This is a genomic window from Pedobacter sp. FW305-3-2-15-E-R2A2 (assembly GCF_038446955.1).
Classification (GTDB): domain Bacteria; phylum Bacteroidota; class Bacteroidia; order Sphingobacteriales; family Sphingobacteriaceae; genus Pedobacter.
The window spans coordinates 5,945,668-5,964,717 of record NZ_CP151803.1 but is presented as its reverse complement, the minus strand read 5'-3'; the positions used below and the strand labels follow the sequence as shown (position 1 = coordinate 5,964,717).

At 43.8% G+C, this 19,050-nt stretch carries 7 protein-coding genes, 4 tRNA genes and 6 rRNA genes; all 17 read left to right on the top strand.

The genetic code is table 11. The features are described from left to right. Positions 1–134: 134 nt before the first annotated feature. The 17 genes from AAFF35_RS24100 (at position 135) to AAFF35_RS24020 (ending at position 19,047) form a co-directional block, all read left to right on the top strand. Positions 135–965 carry an ABC transporter ATP-binding protein gene (locus AAFF35_RS24100; RefSeq protein ID WP_342329102.1) on the top strand — a complete coding sequence of 277 codons (831 nt, stop codon included), beginning with the start codon at positions 135–137 and terminating at the stop codon, positions 963–965. 6 nt (positions 966–971) lie between these two features. Then, positions 972–1,751, top strand: a complete 780-nt coding sequence (locus AAFF35_RS24095) for a hypothetical protein (protein WP_342329101.1) — start codon at positions 972–974, stop codon at positions 1,749–1,751. Position 1,752: 1 nt separating this feature from the next. Beyond that, a complete protein-coding gene (locus tag AAFF35_RS24090) occupies positions 1,753–2,127 on the top strand; it encodes a GntR family transcriptional regulator (RefSeq protein ID WP_342329100.1) in 375 nt (124 codons plus the stop codon). Between the two features lie 24 nt (positions 2,128–2,151). After that, positions 2,152–2,877, top strand: a complete 726-nt coding sequence (locus AAFF35_RS24085; protein WP_342329099.1) for a hypothetical protein — start codon at positions 2,152–2,154, stop codon at positions 2,875–2,877. 774 nt (positions 2,878–3,651) lie between these two features. Further along, positions 3,652–5,173 (top strand): 16S ribosomal RNA (locus tag AAFF35_RS24080). 183 nt (positions 5,174–5,356) lie between these two features. Continuing rightward, positions 5,357–5,431, top strand: a tRNA-Ile gene (locus tag AAFF35_RS24075). A 14-nt stretch (positions 5,432–5,445) separates the two neighbouring features. Continuing rightward, positions 5,446–5,522, top strand: a tRNA-Ala gene (locus tag AAFF35_RS24070). A 214-nt stretch (positions 5,523–5,736) separates the two neighbouring features. Continuing rightward, positions 5,737–8,614 (top strand): 23S ribosomal RNA (locus AAFF35_RS24065). A gap of 97 nt (positions 8,615–8,711) precedes the next feature. Next, positions 8,712–8,823, top strand: a 5S ribosomal RNA gene (rrf, locus tag AAFF35_RS24060). The 16S, 23S and 5S rRNA genes sit together here with 2 tRNA genes alongside, the layout of an rRNA operon. A 416-nt stretch (positions 8,824–9,239) precedes the next feature. Further along, positions 9,240–10,361: a Fic family protein gene (locus tag AAFF35_RS24055; protein WP_342329098.1), complete on the top strand. Its 1,122-nt coding sequence runs from the start codon at positions 9,240–9,242 to the stop codon at positions 10,359–10,361. Between the two features lie 760 nt (positions 10,362–11,121). Continuing rightward, positions 11,122–12,643: ribosomal RNA gene (locus AAFF35_RS24050) — 16S ribosomal RNA — on the top strand. 178 nt (positions 12,644–12,821) lie between these two features. Continuing rightward, positions 12,822–12,896: transfer RNA gene (locus AAFF35_RS24045), tRNA-Ile, on the top strand. A 14-nt stretch (positions 12,897–12,910) separates the two neighbouring features. Continuing rightward, a tRNA-Ala gene (locus tag AAFF35_RS24040) sits at positions 12,911–12,987 on the top strand. 214 nt (positions 12,988–13,201) lie between these two features. Further along, positions 13,202–16,079, top strand: a 23S ribosomal RNA gene (locus AAFF35_RS24035). 97 nt (positions 16,080–16,176) lie between these two features. After that, a 5S ribosomal RNA gene (gene rrf, locus AAFF35_RS24030) occupies positions 16,177–16,288 on the top strand. Positions 16,289–16,570: 282 nt separating this feature from the next. After that, positions 16,571–17,551 carry an acyl-ACP desaturase gene (locus tag AAFF35_RS24025; RefSeq protein WP_342329097.1) on the top strand — a complete coding sequence of 327 codons (981 nt, stop codon included), beginning with the start codon at positions 16,571–16,573 and terminating at the stop codon, positions 17,549–17,551. Between the two features lie 272 nt (positions 17,552–17,823). Continuing rightward, positions 17,824–19,047, top strand: coding sequence for an ROK family protein (locus AAFF35_RS24020; RefSeq protein ID WP_342329096.1), 1,224 nt, complete (start codon positions 17,824–17,826; stop codon positions 19,045–19,047). The last annotated feature ends 3 nt before the right edge of the window (positions 19,048–19,050 follow it).

Below are 19,050 nucleotides of genomic sequence, written 5' to 3'. Positions count from 1 at the left end.
TACCATCACCTATGGGGGATTCAGCAACAATTGGGGGGCTGGAAAATAAAAAAAGCATAAAATATTTGGAGAAGTAATTCTATTGTATACATTTGTAGTGTACTAGTGAAGTGGTACACTAAATTTGTAACGCTATGATAGAAATCTCCAATTTAACTTTTGGATACAGCAAAAAGAACCTGTTGTTCAAAAACCTAAACCTGAAGCTTCAGATGGGCCATATTTATGGTCTTCTGGGTAAGAATGGGGCGGGAAAATCAACCCTTCTTAAAAACCTTGCAGGTCTGGTCTTTCCTCAGGAAGGACTTTGTTCCCTAAAAGGGTACCATTCCGCGAACCGTTTACCAGGTTTTTTGCAGGAATTATTCTTTATTCCTGAGGAAATGCATTTGCCATCCATTACTGCCAGTCAGTTTGCAGGAAGCACGGGGCACTTCTATCCTAAGTTTAATAAAGAACAGTATTTTAAAATGCTGGCGGAGTTTGATGTTCCGGTTTCCAGCGTATTGGGTAAACTGTCTTTTGGTCAGCAGAAAAAAGTAATGATTGCTTTTGGTTTGGCTACGAATACCGCTTTGCTGATCATGGATGAGCCTACCAATGGCCTGGACATCCCTTCTAAAGTTAAATTCAGAAAAATCATTGCAGGAGCACTTACCGATGAACGTTGCATCGTTATTTCTACACATCAGATCCGTGACCTGGATAGCCTGATCGATAGCGTGCTTGTTTTACACGAACAGGAGATTGTGCTGAACCGCAGTCTGGATGAAATTGCCGAACGCCTTCAATTTACTACGACTGCGCAGGCCAACAAAGCTGCGATTTTGTATGAGGAATCAAATGCGATAGGCATCAATACGATTAGCGAAAACCATAATGAAACTTTTAGTAAGGTAGACATGGAAATGCTTTTCAATGCCATCATTAGTGGTCATAAATCAGTAACTGACATTTTAAAATAACGCCCCATGAACAATACATTTAGCTTTCGAAGATTTTCGCTTCTTTTTAGTAAACATACTACCGAATATTATAAAACCTATTTACTGTCTGTAGCCGTATTGTTGGGCCTGTTGGCGGCGATACTTGGATTTTCTTCCTATGTAAGCGGTGGTCCCATTCATGAAAAAGCCCAGCTTGCGATTTTCTGGGTTTTCTTGCTGAGCGCAGGATCAATCTTTACAAGTATGGTCTTTTCAGATTTTGGAGATAAAAGGAAGTCAATTTCCATGCTTACTCTGCCGGTTTCTCATTTTGAAAAGTATTTAGTGGCCTGGCTTTATTCCTTTGTGATTTTTCAGTTGATTTTTTTAGTGAGTTTTTATGCGGTAGACTACCTGGTTCTTCTGATTGGTAACTCTGGGGAAAGTCAGGGATTGAAGATCATGAACGTGTTCTCAGCAGAAGAGGATTATAAACTTGTCTTTTTGTTCTATGCGATTCTTCATAGCCTGGCTTTCCTGGGAGCCATCTTTTTCGAAAAGATCCATTTTATAAAAACCGCCTTTGTGGTATTGTTGCTTTGTCTGTTGGCGGTTTTGGTCAATCAGCCTATAGCGGATGCGCTCTTCGATGTGAAACTGGAGAAGGTTGTGCCTTTTGTTAGTATTGGTATACAGGAAGGAGGCCATTATTATCAGATTAGTCCATTACCTTCTATTGAACCGGTTATGTTTGGCTTATCCCTGGCCTGCATTGGACTATTGTGGATAGGGGCTTATTTTAAATTGAAAGAAAAAGAGGTCTGAGATGGAATTTAGAGAAAATGAAGCCATATATCTGCAGATTGCTGCTTATGTTGGTGAAAATATTATGCTGGGTAAATGGCCGGTTAATGAGAAAATCCCTTCGGTTAGAGAACTGGCTGTGGAATTACAGGTAAACCCGAATACGGTAGTCAGGGCGTATGAGTTTTTACAGAATAAAGAAGTGATTCTGAATAAGCGGGGAATAGGTTTCTTTATTACCGCTGATGCCGGAGAAAAAATAAAGGGCTACAGTAAGGAACGCTTCCTTGGAAATGAGCTCCCTGAATTTTTCAGAAATATATTTCTCCTGGATATCAGTATGAAAGAGATTGAAGAACGCTTTGAAAAGTTTAAATCGGAACATTACCAGAAGTAATCGTAACACATAAAATTAAAAAAGATGAAATTGAGCACTATATTTATTATCGCAACTGCGGTTGTCTCCTTGGGAATGCTGACCGCTTATAACTTTTCTTTGAAAGCATCTTATCAAAAAGGTGGTTATAAAAATCGTTTCAATGAGATGGAGTTTAGTCAGGCCAAAGGCCTGCAAGAAGTCCGGATCAATTCTGCAAACAGATTGGTCATCAATGTAGAAAAAGGGGCAAAAGAAGGATTATGGATCAGTAACCGGATTAAGGGGCTTGTTAAGGTTGGACAGGCTGGAACTACGTTAACGATTGACCTGACGGATGAAGCTAGAGAAAAAGGTTTTCGTACGAATGAAGGTGACATCATTCTGTTTTCAAATAGTTTGAACATCATAAACACGGCTTCTTCTTTTACCAAAGAGCAACATGCACAGAAGCGATTTTATGATAACGGGCGAATCCGCGTTAAAGGTTTGACCGGAGATTTATTAGACCTTAGGCTTGGTAAATTTACGTCGATCCATATGGATGAGGTAAAGGTGGCAACCTTAAAGGCGAGGGTAGGCGAAGCAGGGATGGAAGGTGCATCTCTAACCGTTGATGCCTTGAATCAGATTGGTTTTGCCGATTTGAGTGTTTTGGGCAGGAGCACAATCGAACTTTTGAATCCGAAAATTGTTAAAACTCATTATAACCTATCAGACAGTGCAACGGTAACGTTGAGTGGAGAAGTGCTGAGGGGCATTAATAAATAGAATTTTGGATCGTCATCCGGATGAAGAACTATTGGGGTTGCTGGTTTGGCAGCCCCTTTTTTGTTGAATAGGTATATAGTATATATATACTATATACGTTGATTTGTATTCTGTCCCTTGTTTTAAAGGCTGTTTATAGTTGATCGTGGATTCGTGTGTGCCTTACGTTAAGTCTGTTTGATGTTTTTGTAGCTGTAAATCATGCAGTTATGGGTGCGATACAATTATAATGGATGAATTGTTTTGAGACCGGTTAAATTTTCCTACTTTTGCATCCCGCTTCGGAGGAAGAGAAAGATTGAGGTTGATACAGAGAGAAGGATTTGAAAGATTGCAGTAGAGAGATGTCAGAGGTTGTTTTGACCGGTTTAATAACCAGATAAAACAAAGTAAAAAAGTTTAAGAAAAAGCTTGACAATAACAAAAAGATTTCTACCTTTGCAGTCCCAACGAAAACGGGGGTTACCAAACGGAGTTTAGTAACAAAAACAAAAAGACTGAAACGATCAGAAGTTTGAAACTGAAACCAGGAACATTAAGACCTGGAGGAAACAGAGAAAAGAAGATTGCAACATAAAAGAAGAACCGCGAGGAGATTCGAAAAGTTCATTAAAGAGATGTCATTTATAGCGTAGCGAGGTAAGATAGTACCGTTTCAAAGTACATGAAAACCAAAGCTATTTTTTCAAGTCAGAATCTGACAGACAATACAAAAAAAGAATAAAGACTATTATTAACAAGTTAAGAATGGTCAGCGTTCAAACCACACATTTTACAATGGAGAGTTTGATCCTGGCTCAGGATGAACGCTAGCGGCAGGCCTAATACATGCAAGTCGAACGATAGTGAAGGGCTTGCTCTTCACGAAAGTGGCGCACGGGTGCGTAACGCGTATGCAACCTACCTTAATCAGGGGGATAGCCCGAAGAAATTCGGATTAACACCGCATAAAATCACAGTACAGCATTGTACAATGATCAAATATTTATAGGATTAAGATGGGCATGCGTGTCATTAGTTAGTTGGCGAGGTAACGGCTCACCAAGACCACGATGACTAGGGGATCTGAGAGGATGACCCCCCACACTGGTACTGAGACACGGACCAGACTCCTACGGGAGGCAGCAGTAAGGAATATTGGTCAATGGAGGCAACTCTGAACCAGCCATGCCGCGTGCAGGAAGACAGCCCTCTGGGTCGTAAACTGCTTTTATTCGGGAATAAACCTACTTACGTGTAAGTAGCTGAATGTACCGAAGGAATAAGGATCGGCTAACTCCGTGCCAGCAGCCGCGGTAATACGGAGGATCCAAGCGTTATCCGGATTTATTGGGTTTAAAGGGTGCGTAGGCGGCTTATTAAGTCAGGGGTGAAAGACGGTGGCTCAACCATCGCAGTGCCCTTGATACTGATGAGCTTGAATACACTAGAGGTAGGCGGAATGTGACAAGTAGCGGTGAAATGCATAGATATGTCACAGAACACCGATTGCGAAGGCAGCTTACTATGGTGTCATTGACGCTGAGGCACGAAAGCGTGGGGATCAAACAGGATTAGATACCCTGGTAGTCCACGCCCTAAACGATGAATACTCGCTGTTAGCGATACACAGTTAGCGGCTAAGCGAAAGCGTTAAGTATTCCACCTGGGGAGTACGCCCGCAAGGGTGAAACTCAAAGGAATTGACGGGGGCCCGCACAAGCGGAGGAGCATGTGGTTTAATTCGATGATACGCGAGGAACCTTACCCGGGCTTGAAAGTTAGTGAATGATCTAGAGATAGATCAGTGAGCAATCACACGAAACTAGGTGCTGCATGGCTGTCGTCAGCTCGTGCCGTGAGGTGTTGGGTTAAGTCCCGCAACGAGCGCAACCCCTATGTTTAGTTGCCAGCACGTTAAGGTGGGGACTCTAAACAGACTGCCTGTGCAAACAGAGAGGAAGGAGGGGACGACGTCAAGTCATCATGGCCCTTACGTCCGGGGCTACACACGTGCTACAATGGATGGTACAGAGGGCAGCAAGCTGGCAACAGCAAGCAAATCTCAAAAAGCCATTCACAGTTCGGATAGAGGTCTGCAACTCGACCTCTTGAAGTTGGATTCGCTAGTAATCGCGTATCAGCAATGACGCGGTGAATACGTTCCCGGGCCTTGTACACACCGCCCGTCAAGCCATGGAAGTTGGGGGTACCTAAAGTATGTAACCGCAAGGAGCGTCCTAGGGTAAAACCGATAACTGGGGCTAAGTCGTAACAAGGTAGCCGTACCGGAAGGTGCGGCTGGAATACCTCCTTTCTGGAGTAGTTCAGACTACTCGCTACGTAAATGATATAAATGACAAAAAAATCTCAAAAGAAAAACCCATAGGATGAAGCATCATAATAGTGTTCCATACTGAGAGAAGGTATTTGCAGAGTAAGACAAGGATTTGTGAACTGAGAAATCAATACTCAAATACAATCTGCTCGAATAACAAATAGTCCCGTAGCTCAGTTTGGTTAGAGCACTACACTGATAATGTAGGGGTCAGCAGTTCAAATCTGCTCGGGACTACAGATATATTCTAAGGGGGATTAGCTCAGCTGGCTAGAGCGCCTGCCTTGCACGCAGGAGGTCAACGGTTCGACTCCGTTATTCTCCACCATTACCCATGCCTAATACAAAAGGCTGATAAATATGATCACGGATTGTGATCAGGGGAACTAAAGTTCTTTGACATATTGGAAGAAGTTAAAAAAGAAGAGCAAACAACAATAGAGACGTTGTTAGCTTGAAGGAATGAATAAGCAATTATTCAATCCGTAGAGATAACAACAATCAAAAAAAGCATTTCCATAGGCGCAAAAGGCTATGGAGAGAAGAAAGTAAATAAGAGCACACAGGGGATGCCTTGGCTCTCAGAGGCGATGAAGGACGTGATAAGCTGCGATAAGCTTCGGGTATTAGCAAATATGAATTAATCCGAAGATTTCCGAATGGGGAAACCTGGCTAGTTGAAGACTAGTCGTACAATGTACGCAAACCTGCCGAACTGAAACATCTAAGTAAGCAGAGGAAGAGAAAATAATAATGATTTCCTAAGTAGTGGCGAGCGAAAGGGAAAGAGCCCAAACCACTTATGTTACGGCATATGTGGGGTTGTAGGACTACGATGTGGTATTAATGAAATGAAGTGGAACAGGATGGGAAGCCTGGCAATATAGCGTGAGAGCCGCGTACACGTAAGTAACATTAGCCTAGTAGTATCCTGAGTACCGCGAGGTCGGAGACGCCTTGTGGGAATCTGCCGGCACCATCCGGTAAGGCTAAATACTCCTGAGAGACCGATAGTGAACCAGTACCGTGAGGGAAAGGTGAAAAGAACCCCGAACAGGGGAGTGAAATAGAACCTGAAACTGTGTGCTTACAAGCGGTCGGAGCGTCCAGGTGGCGTGACGGCGTGCCTTTTGCATAATGAGCCTACGAGTTACTCTTCTCTGGCAAGGTTAAGTGTTTAAGACACGCAGCCGAAGCGAAAGCGAGTCTGAATAGGGCGTATAGTCAGGGGAGGTAGACGCGAAACCTTGTGATCTACCCATGGACAGGTTGAAGGTGCGGTAACACGTACTGGAGGACCGAACCGATAAACGTTGAAAAGTTTCCGGATGATCTGTGGGTAGGGGTGAAAGGCTAATCAAACTGGGAAATAGCTCGTACTCCCCGAAATGTTTTTAGGAACAGCGTGGTGGTTAAGTTATATAGAGGTAGAGCTACTGATTGGGTGCGGGGGAGTCAAATCCTACCAAATCCAGACAAACTCCGAATGCTATATAATATACACTGCAGTGAGGCCCGGGGTGCTAAGGTCACGGGCCGAGAGGGAAAGAACCCAGACCATCAGCTAAGGTCCCCAAGTTATAGTTAAGTTGAACTAACGAGGTCCGATTGCATAGACAGCTAGGATGTTGGCTTGGAAGCAGCCATTCATTTAAAGAGTGCGTAACAGCTCACTAGTCGAGCGATCGGGCATGGATAATAAACGGGCATTAAACTATACACCGAAGCTATGGGTAATATTAATATTACGGTAGGGGAGCATTCCAGCGGCAGCGAAGTTATGACGTAAGTTGTGGTGGAGCTTCTGGAAAAGCAAATGTAGGCATAAGTAACGATAAGGCGGGAGAGAAACCCGCCCACCGAAAGGATAAGGTTTCCTGATCAACGCTAATCGGATCAGGGTTAGTCGGGGCCTAAGGAGAACCCGAAGGGGATATTCGATGGACAACTGGTTAATATTCCAGTACTTTTTATAACTGCGATGTGGGGACGGAGTAGTGACACTGCCGCGATCTGACGGAATAGATCGTTAAAGGGCGTAGGTATTAGGACTGTAGGTAAATCCGCAGATCTAGCTGAAACCCGATAGTACTGCAAACCTTCGGGGGCGTAGATAGCGCAGGTAATCAGACTTCCAAGAAAAACCGCTAAGCTTCAGGTTATAAAAACCCGTACCGCAAACCGACACAGGTATCCGGGAAGAGAATTCTAAGGTGCTCGAGTGAATCATGGCTAAGGAACTCGGCAAAATGGCCCTGTAACTTCGGGAGAAGGGGCGCTGGTAGCAATATCAGCCGCAGTGAAAAGGCCCAGGCGACTGTTTAACAAAAACACATGGCTTTGCAAAATCGAAAGATGAAGTATAAGGCCTGACACCTGCCCGGTGCTGGAAGGTTAAGAGGGGATGTCATCCGCAAGGAGAAGCATTGAATCGAAGCCCCAGTAAACGGCGGCCGTAACTATAACGGTCCTAAGGTAGCGAAATTCCTTGTCGGGTAAGTTCCGACCTGCACGAATGGTGTAACGATCTGGGCGCTGTCTCAGCCATGAGCTCGGTGAAATTGTGGTCCCGGTGAAGACGCCGGGTACCCGCAACGGGACGGAAAGACCCCATGCACCTTCACTACAATTTAACATTGACATTGGATACAAGATGTGTAGGATAGGTGGGAGACTATGAAGGGGCGTCGCTAGGCGTTCTGGAGTCAACGTTGAAATACCACCCTTTTTGTATTCGGTGTCTAACCCCTTTCGGGGGGGACATTGTTTGATGGGTAGTTTGACTGGGGTGGTCGCCTCCAAAAAGGTAACGGAGGCTTTCAAAGGTAAGCTCAATACGCTTGGTAACCGTATGAGGAGTGCAATAGCATAAGCTTGCTTGACTGTGAGGCAGACAAGCCGAGCAGGGTCGAAAGACGGATATAGTGATCCGGTGGTTCTGCATGGAAGGGCCATCGCTCAAAGGATAAAAGGTACGCTGGGGATAACAGGCTGATCTCCCCCAAGAGCTCATATCGACGGGGAGGTTTGGCACCTCGATGTCGGCTCGTCACATCCTGGGGCTGGAGAAGGTCCCAAGGGTTCGGCTGTTCGCCGATTAAAGTGGCACGCGAGCTGGGTTCAGAACGTCGCGAGACAGTTCGGTCCCTATCTGTTGTGGGCGTAGGAATTTTGAGTGGGGCTGACCTTAGTACGAGAGGACCGGGTTGGACTAACCTCTAGTGAATCTGTTGTTCCGCCAGGGGCATTGCAGAGTAGCTACGTTGGGAATAGATAAGCGCTGAAAGCATCTAAGTGCGAAACTAGCCACGAGATGAGAATTCCATATAGGACCGTAGCAGACTACTACGTTGATAGGTTACAGATGTAAAGGTGGTGACATCAAAGTCGAGTAATACTAATAATCCGAAGCTTTCAAGAGCAATAAACTGTTGTTTGTTCTTCCTAACTTAACTTCTTTCAATAATATGTCATTGTTTGACCGCACCAATAAGGAGCAAGAAAACAATAAAAATATTTAGGTGCCTATATCGGTGGTGTCTACCTCTTCCCATTCCGAACAGAGAAGTCAAGCCCACCAGAGCCGATGGTACTGCGGTAACACGTGGGAGAGTAGGTCGGTGCCAAATCTTAAAGAAAGCCTGTAGGAAACTACAGGCTTTTCTTGTTTATAGGGTTTTTGGGTATCCCCTGGAAAGATGGTGCTCATGCTATATGGAAACCCTTTATTTCAACTATTATTCTTCGTATTTAATGACTCTCTGATGCGATTAACATTTCATATTTCTTCAGTGGCTTTCCTGCGAACAGTTTCTCTTTGGCATCATTTGAGGTGATGAGGTCAGTTTAACCTTAAAGTATTGAAATTTTAAGGTTAAACTATGGACAGTCATACTATTTTGAGGTCATAATCAGAGCAGACCTTAAAATGCTTAAATTTTAAGGTTAACTTAAGGATCTGCTACTATTTTAAGGTCACAATCAGAGTAAACCTTAAAATATCATTATTTTAAGGTTTACTCTGATTGTTTAGCTATATTTGAATATGGCTTATAAGATTAATGCTGACCGCAATAAACCCTGGAATGATTTACCAGACCTTCCTATCGATAAAGATTTATATGAAGACTTAGAGGTTTATAAACAACTAGGACAGGCAAAGGCTGCTATAGGCAGACTACAAGGACGTAGCATTGCTATTCCTAATCAGGGGCTACTGATAAATTCCATTAGTTTGCAGGAAGCAAAAGCCTCAAGTGCCATTGAAAATATCTTCACAACAGATGATGAGCTCTATAAAGCATATAGTGAAGATCAGACCAAACAATTGGATGGGCCGGCAAAAGAGATTCTTAATTATAGGGAGGCACTCTGGCTGGGCTATGATCATCTGAAAGAAGGTGGACAATTTGATAAAGCTTATTTTATAAAAATGTATCAGGTGGTGAGCCAGTTTAGTGATGGAATCAGAACACCGGTCGCACAGATTTACATTAAAGAAGCTGGGACCGGGCCAAATGCCGGAAAGGTGTCTTATACACCACCCAGAGGTACAGGAATTATAGAAGCAAAACTTGATAACCTAATTGAGTTTTTAAACGAGGATCAGAAATATCCCATAGATCCCTTGCTAAAGATGTGCATTGGACATTTTCAATTTGAAGCAATTCACCCTTTTAGGGATGGAAATGGGCGTACCGGTAGGATCTTTAACATCCATTATCTGACCAATAAGGGCTTGCTGGATTATCCAATCCTGTTTCTGAGTAGTTATATTATGGCAAATAAGGACGATTATTATGCAGGTTTATCTGGAATAAGCCAAAGAGGGAGCTGGAAGAACTGGTTATTATACATGTTGAAGGCGATAGAGCAGACTTCGAATCTGACCTATTATAAGATTAATGATATTATTGCGGCCAAAGAAGCTATTTTAACGGCAATTATTGAAGAGGGGAATATATTGAGGCCGGAAACGCTGGTTTCTGCATTATTTAGTCAGCCTTATACCAGAGTAAAACACATCACCACTATGGGATTGTATTCGGAAAATACCGCAAGGAAATACCTGGATCAACTTACGACATTGGGAATTTTAGAAAAACGAACCATCCAGGGCGCAAATTATTACCTGAATATGGAGTTGTACCGAATTCTTTCAGAGTAAAACAAGGCATTTGGATATTCTTTCTAATGATTTTAGCGAATAAAAAGACTCCTTTACTGTGTTGATTCAGGAAAAAGGCAGGCCTTTTTTAGGGGAATTTTTATTAGTCCTTTTTATTAACAGGTGATATCCCGCTGTATGAGTTTGTTTTTTAGATGACCACTGGTGTTTTTATAGCTGTAAATCATGCAGTTAGGAATGTGATGCAATTATAATGGCTGAATTGTTTTGAGACCGGTTAAATTTTCCTACTTTTGCATCCCGCTTCGGAGGAAGAGAAAGATTGAGGTTGATACAGAGAGAAGGATTTGAAAGATTGCAGTAGAGAGATGTCAGAGGTTGTTTTGACCGGTTTATTAACCAAATAAAACAAAGTAAAAAAGTTTCACAAAAAGCTTGACAATAACAAAAAGATTTCTACCTTTGCAGTCCCAACAAAAACGGGGGTTACCAAACGGAGTTTGATAACAAAAACAAAAAGACTGAAACGATCAGAAGTTTGAAACTGACACCAGGAACATTAAGACCTGGAGGAAACAGAGAAACGAAGATTGCAACATAAAAGAAGAACCGCGAGGAGATTCGAAAAGTTCATTAAAGAGATGTCATTTATAGCGTAGCGAGGTAAGATAGTATCGTTTCAAAGTACATGAAAACCAAAGCTATTTTTTCAAGTCAGAATCTGACAGACAATACAAAAAAAAGAATAAAGACTATTATTAACAAGTTAAGAATGGTCAGCGTTCAAACCACACATTTTACAATGGAGAGTTTGATCCTGGCTCAGGATGAACGCTAGCGGCAGGCCTAATACATGCAAGTCGAACGATAGTGAAGGGCTTGCTCTTCACGAAAGTGGCGCACGGGTGCGTAACGCGTATGCAACCTACCTTAATCAGGGGGATAGCCCGAAGAAATTCGGATTAACACCGCATAAAATCACAGTACAGCATTGTACAATGATCAAATATTTATAGGATTAAGATGGGCATGCGTGTCATTAGTTAGTTGGCGAGGTAACGGCTCACCAAGACCACGATGACTAGGGGATCTGAGAGGATGACCCCCCACACTGGTACTGAGACACGGACCAGACTCCTACGGGAGGCAGCAGTAAGGAATATTGGTCAATGGAGGCAACTCTGAACCAGCCATGCCGCGTGCAGGAAGACAGCCCTCTGGGTCGTAAACTGCTTTTATTCGGGAATAAACCTACTTACGTGTAAGTAGCTGAATGTACCGAAGGAATAAGGATCGGCTAACTCCGTGCCAGCAGCCGCGGTAATACGGAGGATCCAAGCGTTATCCGGATTTATTGGGTTTAAAGGGTGCGTAGGCGGCTTATTAAGTCAGGGGTGAAAGACGGTGGCTCAACCATCGCAGTGCCCTTGATACTGATGAGCTTGAATACACTAGAGGTAGGCGGAATGTGACAAGTAGCGGTGAAATGCATAGATATGTCACAGAACACCGATTGCGAAGGCAGCTTACTATGGTGTCATTGACGCTGAGGCACGAAAGCGTGGGGATCAAACAGGATTAGATACCCTGGTAGTCCACGCCCTAAACGATGAATACTCGCTGTTAGCGATACACAGTTAGCGGCTAAGCGAAAGCGTTAAGTATTCCACCTGGGGAGTACGCCCGCAAGGGTGAAACTCAAAGGAATTGACGGGGGCCCGCACAAGCGGAGGAGCATGTGGTTTAATTCGATGATACGCGAGGAACCTTACCCGGGCTTGAAAGTTAGTGAATGATCTAGAGATAGGTCAGTGAGCAATCACACGAAACTAGGTGCTGCATGGCTGTCGTCAGCTCGTGCCGTGAGGTGTTGGGTTAAGTCCCGCAACGAGCGCAACCCCTATGTTTAGTTGCCAGCACGTTAAGGTGGGGACTCTAAACAGACTGCCTGTGCAAACAGAGAGGAAGGAGGGGACGACGTCAAGTCATCATGGCCCTTACGTCCGGGGCTACACACGTGCTACAATGGATGGTACAGAGGGCAGCAAGCTGGCAACAGCAAGCAAATCTCAAAAAGCCATTCACAGTTCGGATAGAGGTCTGCAACTCGACCTCTTGAAGTTGGATTCGCTAGTAATCGCGTATCAGCAATGACGCGGTGAATACGTTCCCGGGCCTTGTACACACCGCCCGTCAAGCCATGGAAGTTGGGGGTACCTAAAGTATGTAACCGCAAGGAGCGTCCTAGGGTAAAACCGATAACTGGGGCTAAGTCGTAACAAGGTAGCCGTACCGGAAGGTGCGGCTGGAATACCTCCTTTCTGGAGTAGTTCAGACTACTCGCTACGTAAATGATATAAATGACAAAAAAATCTCAAAAAAGAAAACCCATAGGATGAAACATCATAATAGTGTTCCATACTGAAAGCAGGTATTAGATGAGGCAAAAAGGATTGTAAATGAGACACCTCAGAACAATAACCGCTGCTGATATTAAATAGTCCCGTAGCTCAGTTTGGTTAGAGCACTACACTGATAATGTAGGGGTCAGCAGTTCAAATCTGCTCGGGACTACAGATATATTCTAAGGGGGATTAGCTCAGCTGGCTAGAGCGCCTGCCTTGCACGCAGGAGGTCAACGGTTCGACTCCGTTATTCTCCACCATTACCCATGCCTAATACAAAAGGCTGATAAATATGATTACGGATTGTGATCAGGGGAACTAAAGTTCTTTGACATATTGGAAGAAGTTAAAAAAGAAGAGCAAACAACAATAGAGACGTTGTTAGCTTGAAGGAATGAATAAGCAATTATTCAATCCGTAGAGATAACAACAATCAAAAAAAGCATTTCCATAGGCGCAAAAGGCTATGGAGAGAAGAAAGTAAATAAGAGCACACAGGGGATGCCTTGGCTCTCAGAGGCGATGAAGGACGTGATAAGCTGCGATAAGCTTCGGGTATTAGCAAATATGAATTAATCCGAAGATTTCCGAATGGGGAAACCTGGCTAGTTGAAGACTAGTCGTACAATGTACGCAAACCTGCCGAACTGAAACATCTAAGTAAGCAGAGGAAGAGAAAATAATAATGATTTCCTAAGTAGTGGCGAGCGAAAGGGAAAGAGCCCAAACCACTTATGTTACGGCATATGTGGGGTTGTAGGACTACGATGTGGTATTAATGAAATGAAGTGGAACAGGATGGGAAGCCTGGCAATATAGCGTGAGAGCCGCGTACACGTAAGTAACATTAGCCTAGTAGTATCCTGAGTACCGCGAGGTCGGAGACGCCTTGTGGGAATCTGCCGGCACCATCCGGTAAGGCTAAATACTCCTGAGAGACCGATAGTGAACCAGTACCGTGAGGGAAAGGTGAAAAGAACCCCGAACAGGGGAGTGAAATAGAACCTGAAACTGTGTGCTTACAAGCGGTCGGAGCGTCCAGGTGGCGTGACGGCGTGCCTTTTGCATAATGAGCCTACGAGTTACTCTTCTCTGGCAAGGTTAAGTGTTTAAGACACGCAGCCGAAGCGAAAGCGAGTCTGAATAGGGCGTATAGTCAGGGGAGGTAGACGCGAAACCTTGTGATCTACCCATGGACAGGTTGAAGGTGCGGTAACACGTACTGGAGGACCGAACCGATAAACGTTGAAAAGTTTCCGGATGATCTGTGGGTAGGGGTGAAAGGCTAATCAAACTGGGAAATAGCTCGTACTCCCCGAAATGTTTTTAGGAACAGCGTGGTGGTTAAGTTATATAGAGGTAGAGCTACTGATTGGGTGCGGGGGAGTCAAATCCTACCAAATCCAGACAAACTCCGAATGCTATATAATATACACTGCAGTGAGGCCCGGGGTGCTAAGGTCACGGGCCGAGAGGGAAAGAACCCAGACCATCAGCTAAGGTCCCCAAGTTATAGTTAAGTTGAACTAACGAGGTCCGATTGCATAGACAGCTAGGATGTTGGCTTGGAAGCAGCCATTCATTTAAAGAGTGCGTAACAGCTCACTAGTCGAGCGATCGGGCATGGATAATAAACGGGCATTAAACTATACACCGAAGCTATGGGTAATATTAATATTACGGTAGGGGAGCATTCCAGCGGCAGCGAAGTTATGACGTAAGTTGTGGTGGAGCTTCTGGAAAAGCAAATGTAGGCATAAGTAACGATAAGGCGGGAGAGAAACCCGCCCACCGAAAGGATAAGGTTTCCTGATCAACGCTAATCGGATCAGGGTTAGTCGGGGCCTAAGGAGAACCCGAAGGGGATATTCGATGGACAACTGGTTAATATTCCAGTACTTTTTATAACTGCGATGTGGGGACGGAGTAGTGACACTGCCGCGATCTGACGGAATAGATCGTTAAAGGGCGTAGGTATTAGGACTGTAGGTAAATCCGCAGATCTAGCTGAAACCCGATAGTACTGCAAACCTTCGGGGGCGTAGATAGCGCAGGTAATCAGACTTCCAAGAAAAACCGCTAAGCTTCAGGTTATAAAAACCCGTACCGCAAACCGACACAGGTATCCGGGAAGAGAATTCTAAGGTGCTCGAGTGAATCATGGCTAAGGAACTCGGCAAAATGGCCCTGTAACTTCGGGAGAAGGGGCGCTGGTAGCAATATCAGCCGCAGTGAAAAGGCCCAGGCGACTGTTTAACAAAAACACATGGCTTTGCAAAATCGAAAGATGAAGTATAAGGCCTGACACCTGCCCGGTGCTGGAAGGTTAAGAGGGGATGTCATCCGCAAGGAGAAGCATTGAATCGAAGCCCCAGTAAACGGCGGCCGTAACTATAACGGTCCTAAGGTAGCGAAATTCCTTGTCGGGTAAGTTCCGACCTGCACGAATGGTGTAACGATCTGGGCGCTGTCTCAGCCATGAGCTCGGTGAAATTGTGGTCCCGGTGAAGACGCCGGGTACCCGCAACGGGACGGAAAGACCCCATGCACCTTCACTACAATTTAACATTGACATTGGATACAAGATGTGTAGGATAGGTGGGAGACTATGAAGGGGCGTCGCTAGGCGTTCTGGAGTCAACGTTGAAATACCACCCTTTTTGTATTCGGTGTCTAACCCCTTTCGGGGGGGACATTGTTTGATGGGTAGTTTGACTGGGGTGGTCGCCTCCAAAAAGGTAACGGAGGCTTTCAAAGGTAAGCTCAATACGCTTGGTAACCGTATGAGGAGTGCAATAGCATAAGCTTGCTTGACTGTGAGGCAGACAAGCCGAGCAGGGTCGAAAGACGGATATAGTGATCCGGTGGTTCTGCATGGAAGGGCCATCGCTCAAAGGATAAAAGGTACGCTGGGGATAACAGGCTGATCTCCCCCAAGAGCTCATATCGACGGGGAGGTTTGGCACCTCGATGTCGGCTCGTCACATCCTGGGGCTGGAGAAGGTCCCAAGGGTTCGGCTGTTCGCCGATTAAAGTGGCACGCGAGCTGGGTTCAGAACGTCGCGAGACAGTTCGGTCCCTATCTGTTGTGGGCGTAGGAATTTTGAGTGGGGCTGACCTTAGTACGAGAGGACCGGGTTGGACTAACCTCTAGTGAATCTGTTGTTCCGCCAGGGGCATTGCAGAGTAGCTACGTTGGGAATAGATAAGCGCTGAAAGCATCTAAGTGCGAAACTAGCCACGAGATGAGAATTCCATATAGGACCGTAGCAGACTACTACGTTGATAGGTTACAGATGTAAAGGTGGTGACATCAAAGTCGAGTAATACTAATAATCCGAAGCTTTCAAGAGCAATAAACTGTTGTTTGTTCTTCCTAACTTAACTTCTTTCAATAATATGTCATTGTTTGACCGCACCAATAAGGAGCAAGAAAACAATAAAAATATTTAGGTGCCTATATCGGTGGTGTCTACCTCTTCCCATTCCGAACAGAGAAGTCAAGCCCACCAGAGCCGATGGTACTGCGGTAACACGTGGGAGAGTAGGTCGGTGCCAAATCTTAAAGAAAGCCTGTAGGAAACTACAGGCTTTTCTTGTTTATAGGGTTTTTGGGTATCCCCTGGAAAGATGGTGCTCATGCTATATGGAAACCCTTTATTTCAACCATTATTCCTCGTATTTGAAACTTATTCTTTGATCGGATGTTGTTTAGTTATATCGCCAAATATTATGTCGGCAAAGCGCTTTTATAAGGCCCTTAATTGCGAATAAAATAATGTCGAAACGATAAAATATGCAATTTTTGGTTATCTTTGGAACTAATTTAAAACATAAAAAACAATGAGTTTTTTCGCAGAAAAGAGAAGGGAAGTGATGCTACACATTGAAGGCTATATGCTGGATATGATGGACACCTACTTGAAACCGATTGACACTAATTGGCAACCGTCTGACTTCCTGCCTGATTCAACCAGCGAAACATTTTTCCAGGATATAAAACTATTGCGTGAGAATGCTGATGGGTTATCTTATGACCTTGTTGCAGTATTAATCGGAGATACCATTACAGAAGAGGCTTTGCCTACTTATGAATCATGGTTAACAATGGTAGATGGTATCACTAAAAATGAGCAAGGTGGCTGGATGAAATGGGTGCGTCATTGGACTGCTGAAGAGAATAGACACGGAGACTTATTAAATAAATATCTTTACCTGTCGGGACGCGTTGATATGCGCCAGATGGAAATTTCTACGCAGTATTTAATTGCTGATGGTTTTGATATTGGAACAGGCCATGATCCGTATAGAAACTTTGTATATACGAGTTTTCAGGAATTGGCAACGAATATCTCCCACAGAAGGGTCGCATCGATGGCTAAAAAAGATGGTGATACCTTACTTTCTAAAATGTGCGGAGTAATTGCTTCTGATGAGGCACGTCATGCAAAAGCATATAAGGACTTTATGGCTAAAATCTTTGAAGTGGATCCTAATGAAGCGATGATTGCTTTTGAAGATATGATGCGTCAAAAGATCGTAATGCCAGCGCATTTCTTGCGCGAAATGGGACTTAAGATCGGACAAACTTTTGGACACTTTACAGATGCTGCACAACGTCTTGGCGTATATACAGCAGTCGACTATGTGGAAATCATGCAACAGCTGATTGAAGAGTGGAAACTGGAAAGCATGCGCGATTTAAATGACGCAGGTGAAAAGGCCCGTGATTATATCATGGCATTACCTAACAGATTGTTGCGTGTTGCTGAAAGAATGAAAACCCCAACAATGGATTATAAATTTAGCTGGATACACGCTTAGTCTAAACTTCTTAATATAATAGAAAAGCCTGAATACTTGTATTCGGGCTTTTTTGTGATCCGTATTTTTCTTTTCCTGCCTGATCGGTAGGGAATCCCTTATCAGCAGAGTCTGACAGGACTGCTATGCTTCTTTTTCTTCTTGATTTATCTCGTTAACTGTATTTAGTTATTAACATATATTTGATTTATTTTAAAAATAATTGAATAATTTTAATAATAATTGGAAGATATTAAAATATTTTATTAAGTTTAATAAACAAACTATTTTTTATGAAGATTAAACTTGTAAAAGCATCTGAGTTGAAAAGCGAGATTTTAAAAAAGCTTTACTATGAAAATGCTCTTTCATGTGCAGAATTAAGTGTCCTTTTTGGTAAAAGTTTACCCATCATTATGAAAGCCATTAACGAGCTGATTGATGAAGGATTTGTTGTGGAAGTTGGATACGCGCCTTCGAGTGGAGGAAGAAGGCCTTTGAACTATGCCGTTAAAGCGGATGCTATGTACATTATGGCCATTGCAATGGATCAGCTTTCTACAAGAATTGCAATTGTTGACCTCTGTAACCGGCCAGTCGCAGAGGTAGAGATGGTAGAGTTACTTTTGAATAATAATGCCGTTGCCTTAGACAAACTGATAGAATACATCAATGCCTACATTTTAAGGAACGGAATAGATACAGCACGAATATTAGGAATCGGAATTGGAATGCCTGGTTTTGTAAGTGCTGCAGATGGAATCAACTATTCCTATCTCGACGCACAGGGGCAAAGTCTGAATGAATATATTTTTAAGGCAACCGGCTTACCAACTTATGTGGCCAATGACTCAAGTGTGATTGCATTGGCAGAACAGAAATTCGGCGTTGCAAAAGCTCAGGAAGAGGTTATGGTCATTAACCTGGGCTGGGGAATTGGTCTGGGAATGATTGTTAAAGGCGAAGTGTTTAGAGGTTACGATGGCTTTGCCGGAGAATTTAGTCACATTCCATTATTTGAGGATGGTGCATTGTGTATCTGTGGCAAACAAGGCTGCCTTGAGGCCGAAGCTTCCATGTTAGTCGTGGTAGAAAAAGCAAAGGAAGGCATTAAGCAAGGTCGCTTATCCACGTTACAATCCGTTATTGACGATCCTTTGAAATTAATGGGAGATGCCATTTTCGAGGTGGCGGCAACAGGAGATCCTTTTGTGATTGAATTGCTTTCTGATGCCGGATATAAGATCGGCAAGGCATTGGCCATTCTGATCCATATTATGAATCCAAAAACGATTGTGCTGAGTGGAAGAGGAGCAAAGGGAGGTAAGATCATGATGGCACCTATTCAACTCGCGCTAAACAAATATTGTATCCCAAGATTGGCAGCAAACATAGAGATTTTGATTTCGGAACTTGGTTTCGACGGAGAGATTATTGGCGCTGCTATATTGGTGATGGAGAATTTTGACCAGGAGAAACTAATTGTAAATACTAAAAGAATTCAAATGAACACATAAATA

Coding starts and splice junctions, on each gene's coding strand:
- AAFF35_RS24100 (WP_342329102.1), top strand. CDS start 135: ATGATAGAAATCTCCAATTTAACTTTTGGATACAGCAAAAAGAACCTG.
- AAFF35_RS24095 (WP_342329101.1), top strand. CDS start 972: ATGAACAATACATTTAGCTTTCGAAGATTTTCGCTTCTTTTTAGTAAA.
- AAFF35_RS24090 (WP_342329100.1), top strand. CDS start 1,753: ATGGAATTTAGAGAAAATGAAGCCATATATCTGCAGATTGCTGCTTAT.
- AAFF35_RS24085 (WP_342329099.1), top strand. CDS start 2,152: ATGAAATTGAGCACTATATTTATTATCGCAACTGCGGTTGTCTCCTTG.
- AAFF35_RS24055 (WP_342329098.1), top strand. CDS start 9,240: ATGGCTTATAAGATTAATGCTGACCGCAATAAACCCTGGAATGATTTA.
- AAFF35_RS24025 (WP_342329097.1), top strand. CDS start 16,571: ATGAGTTTTTTCGCAGAAAAGAGAAGGGAAGTGATGCTACACATTGAA.
- AAFF35_RS24020 (WP_342329096.1), top strand. CDS start 17,824: ATGAAGATTAAACTTGTAAAAGCATCTGAGTTGAAAAGCGAGATTTTA.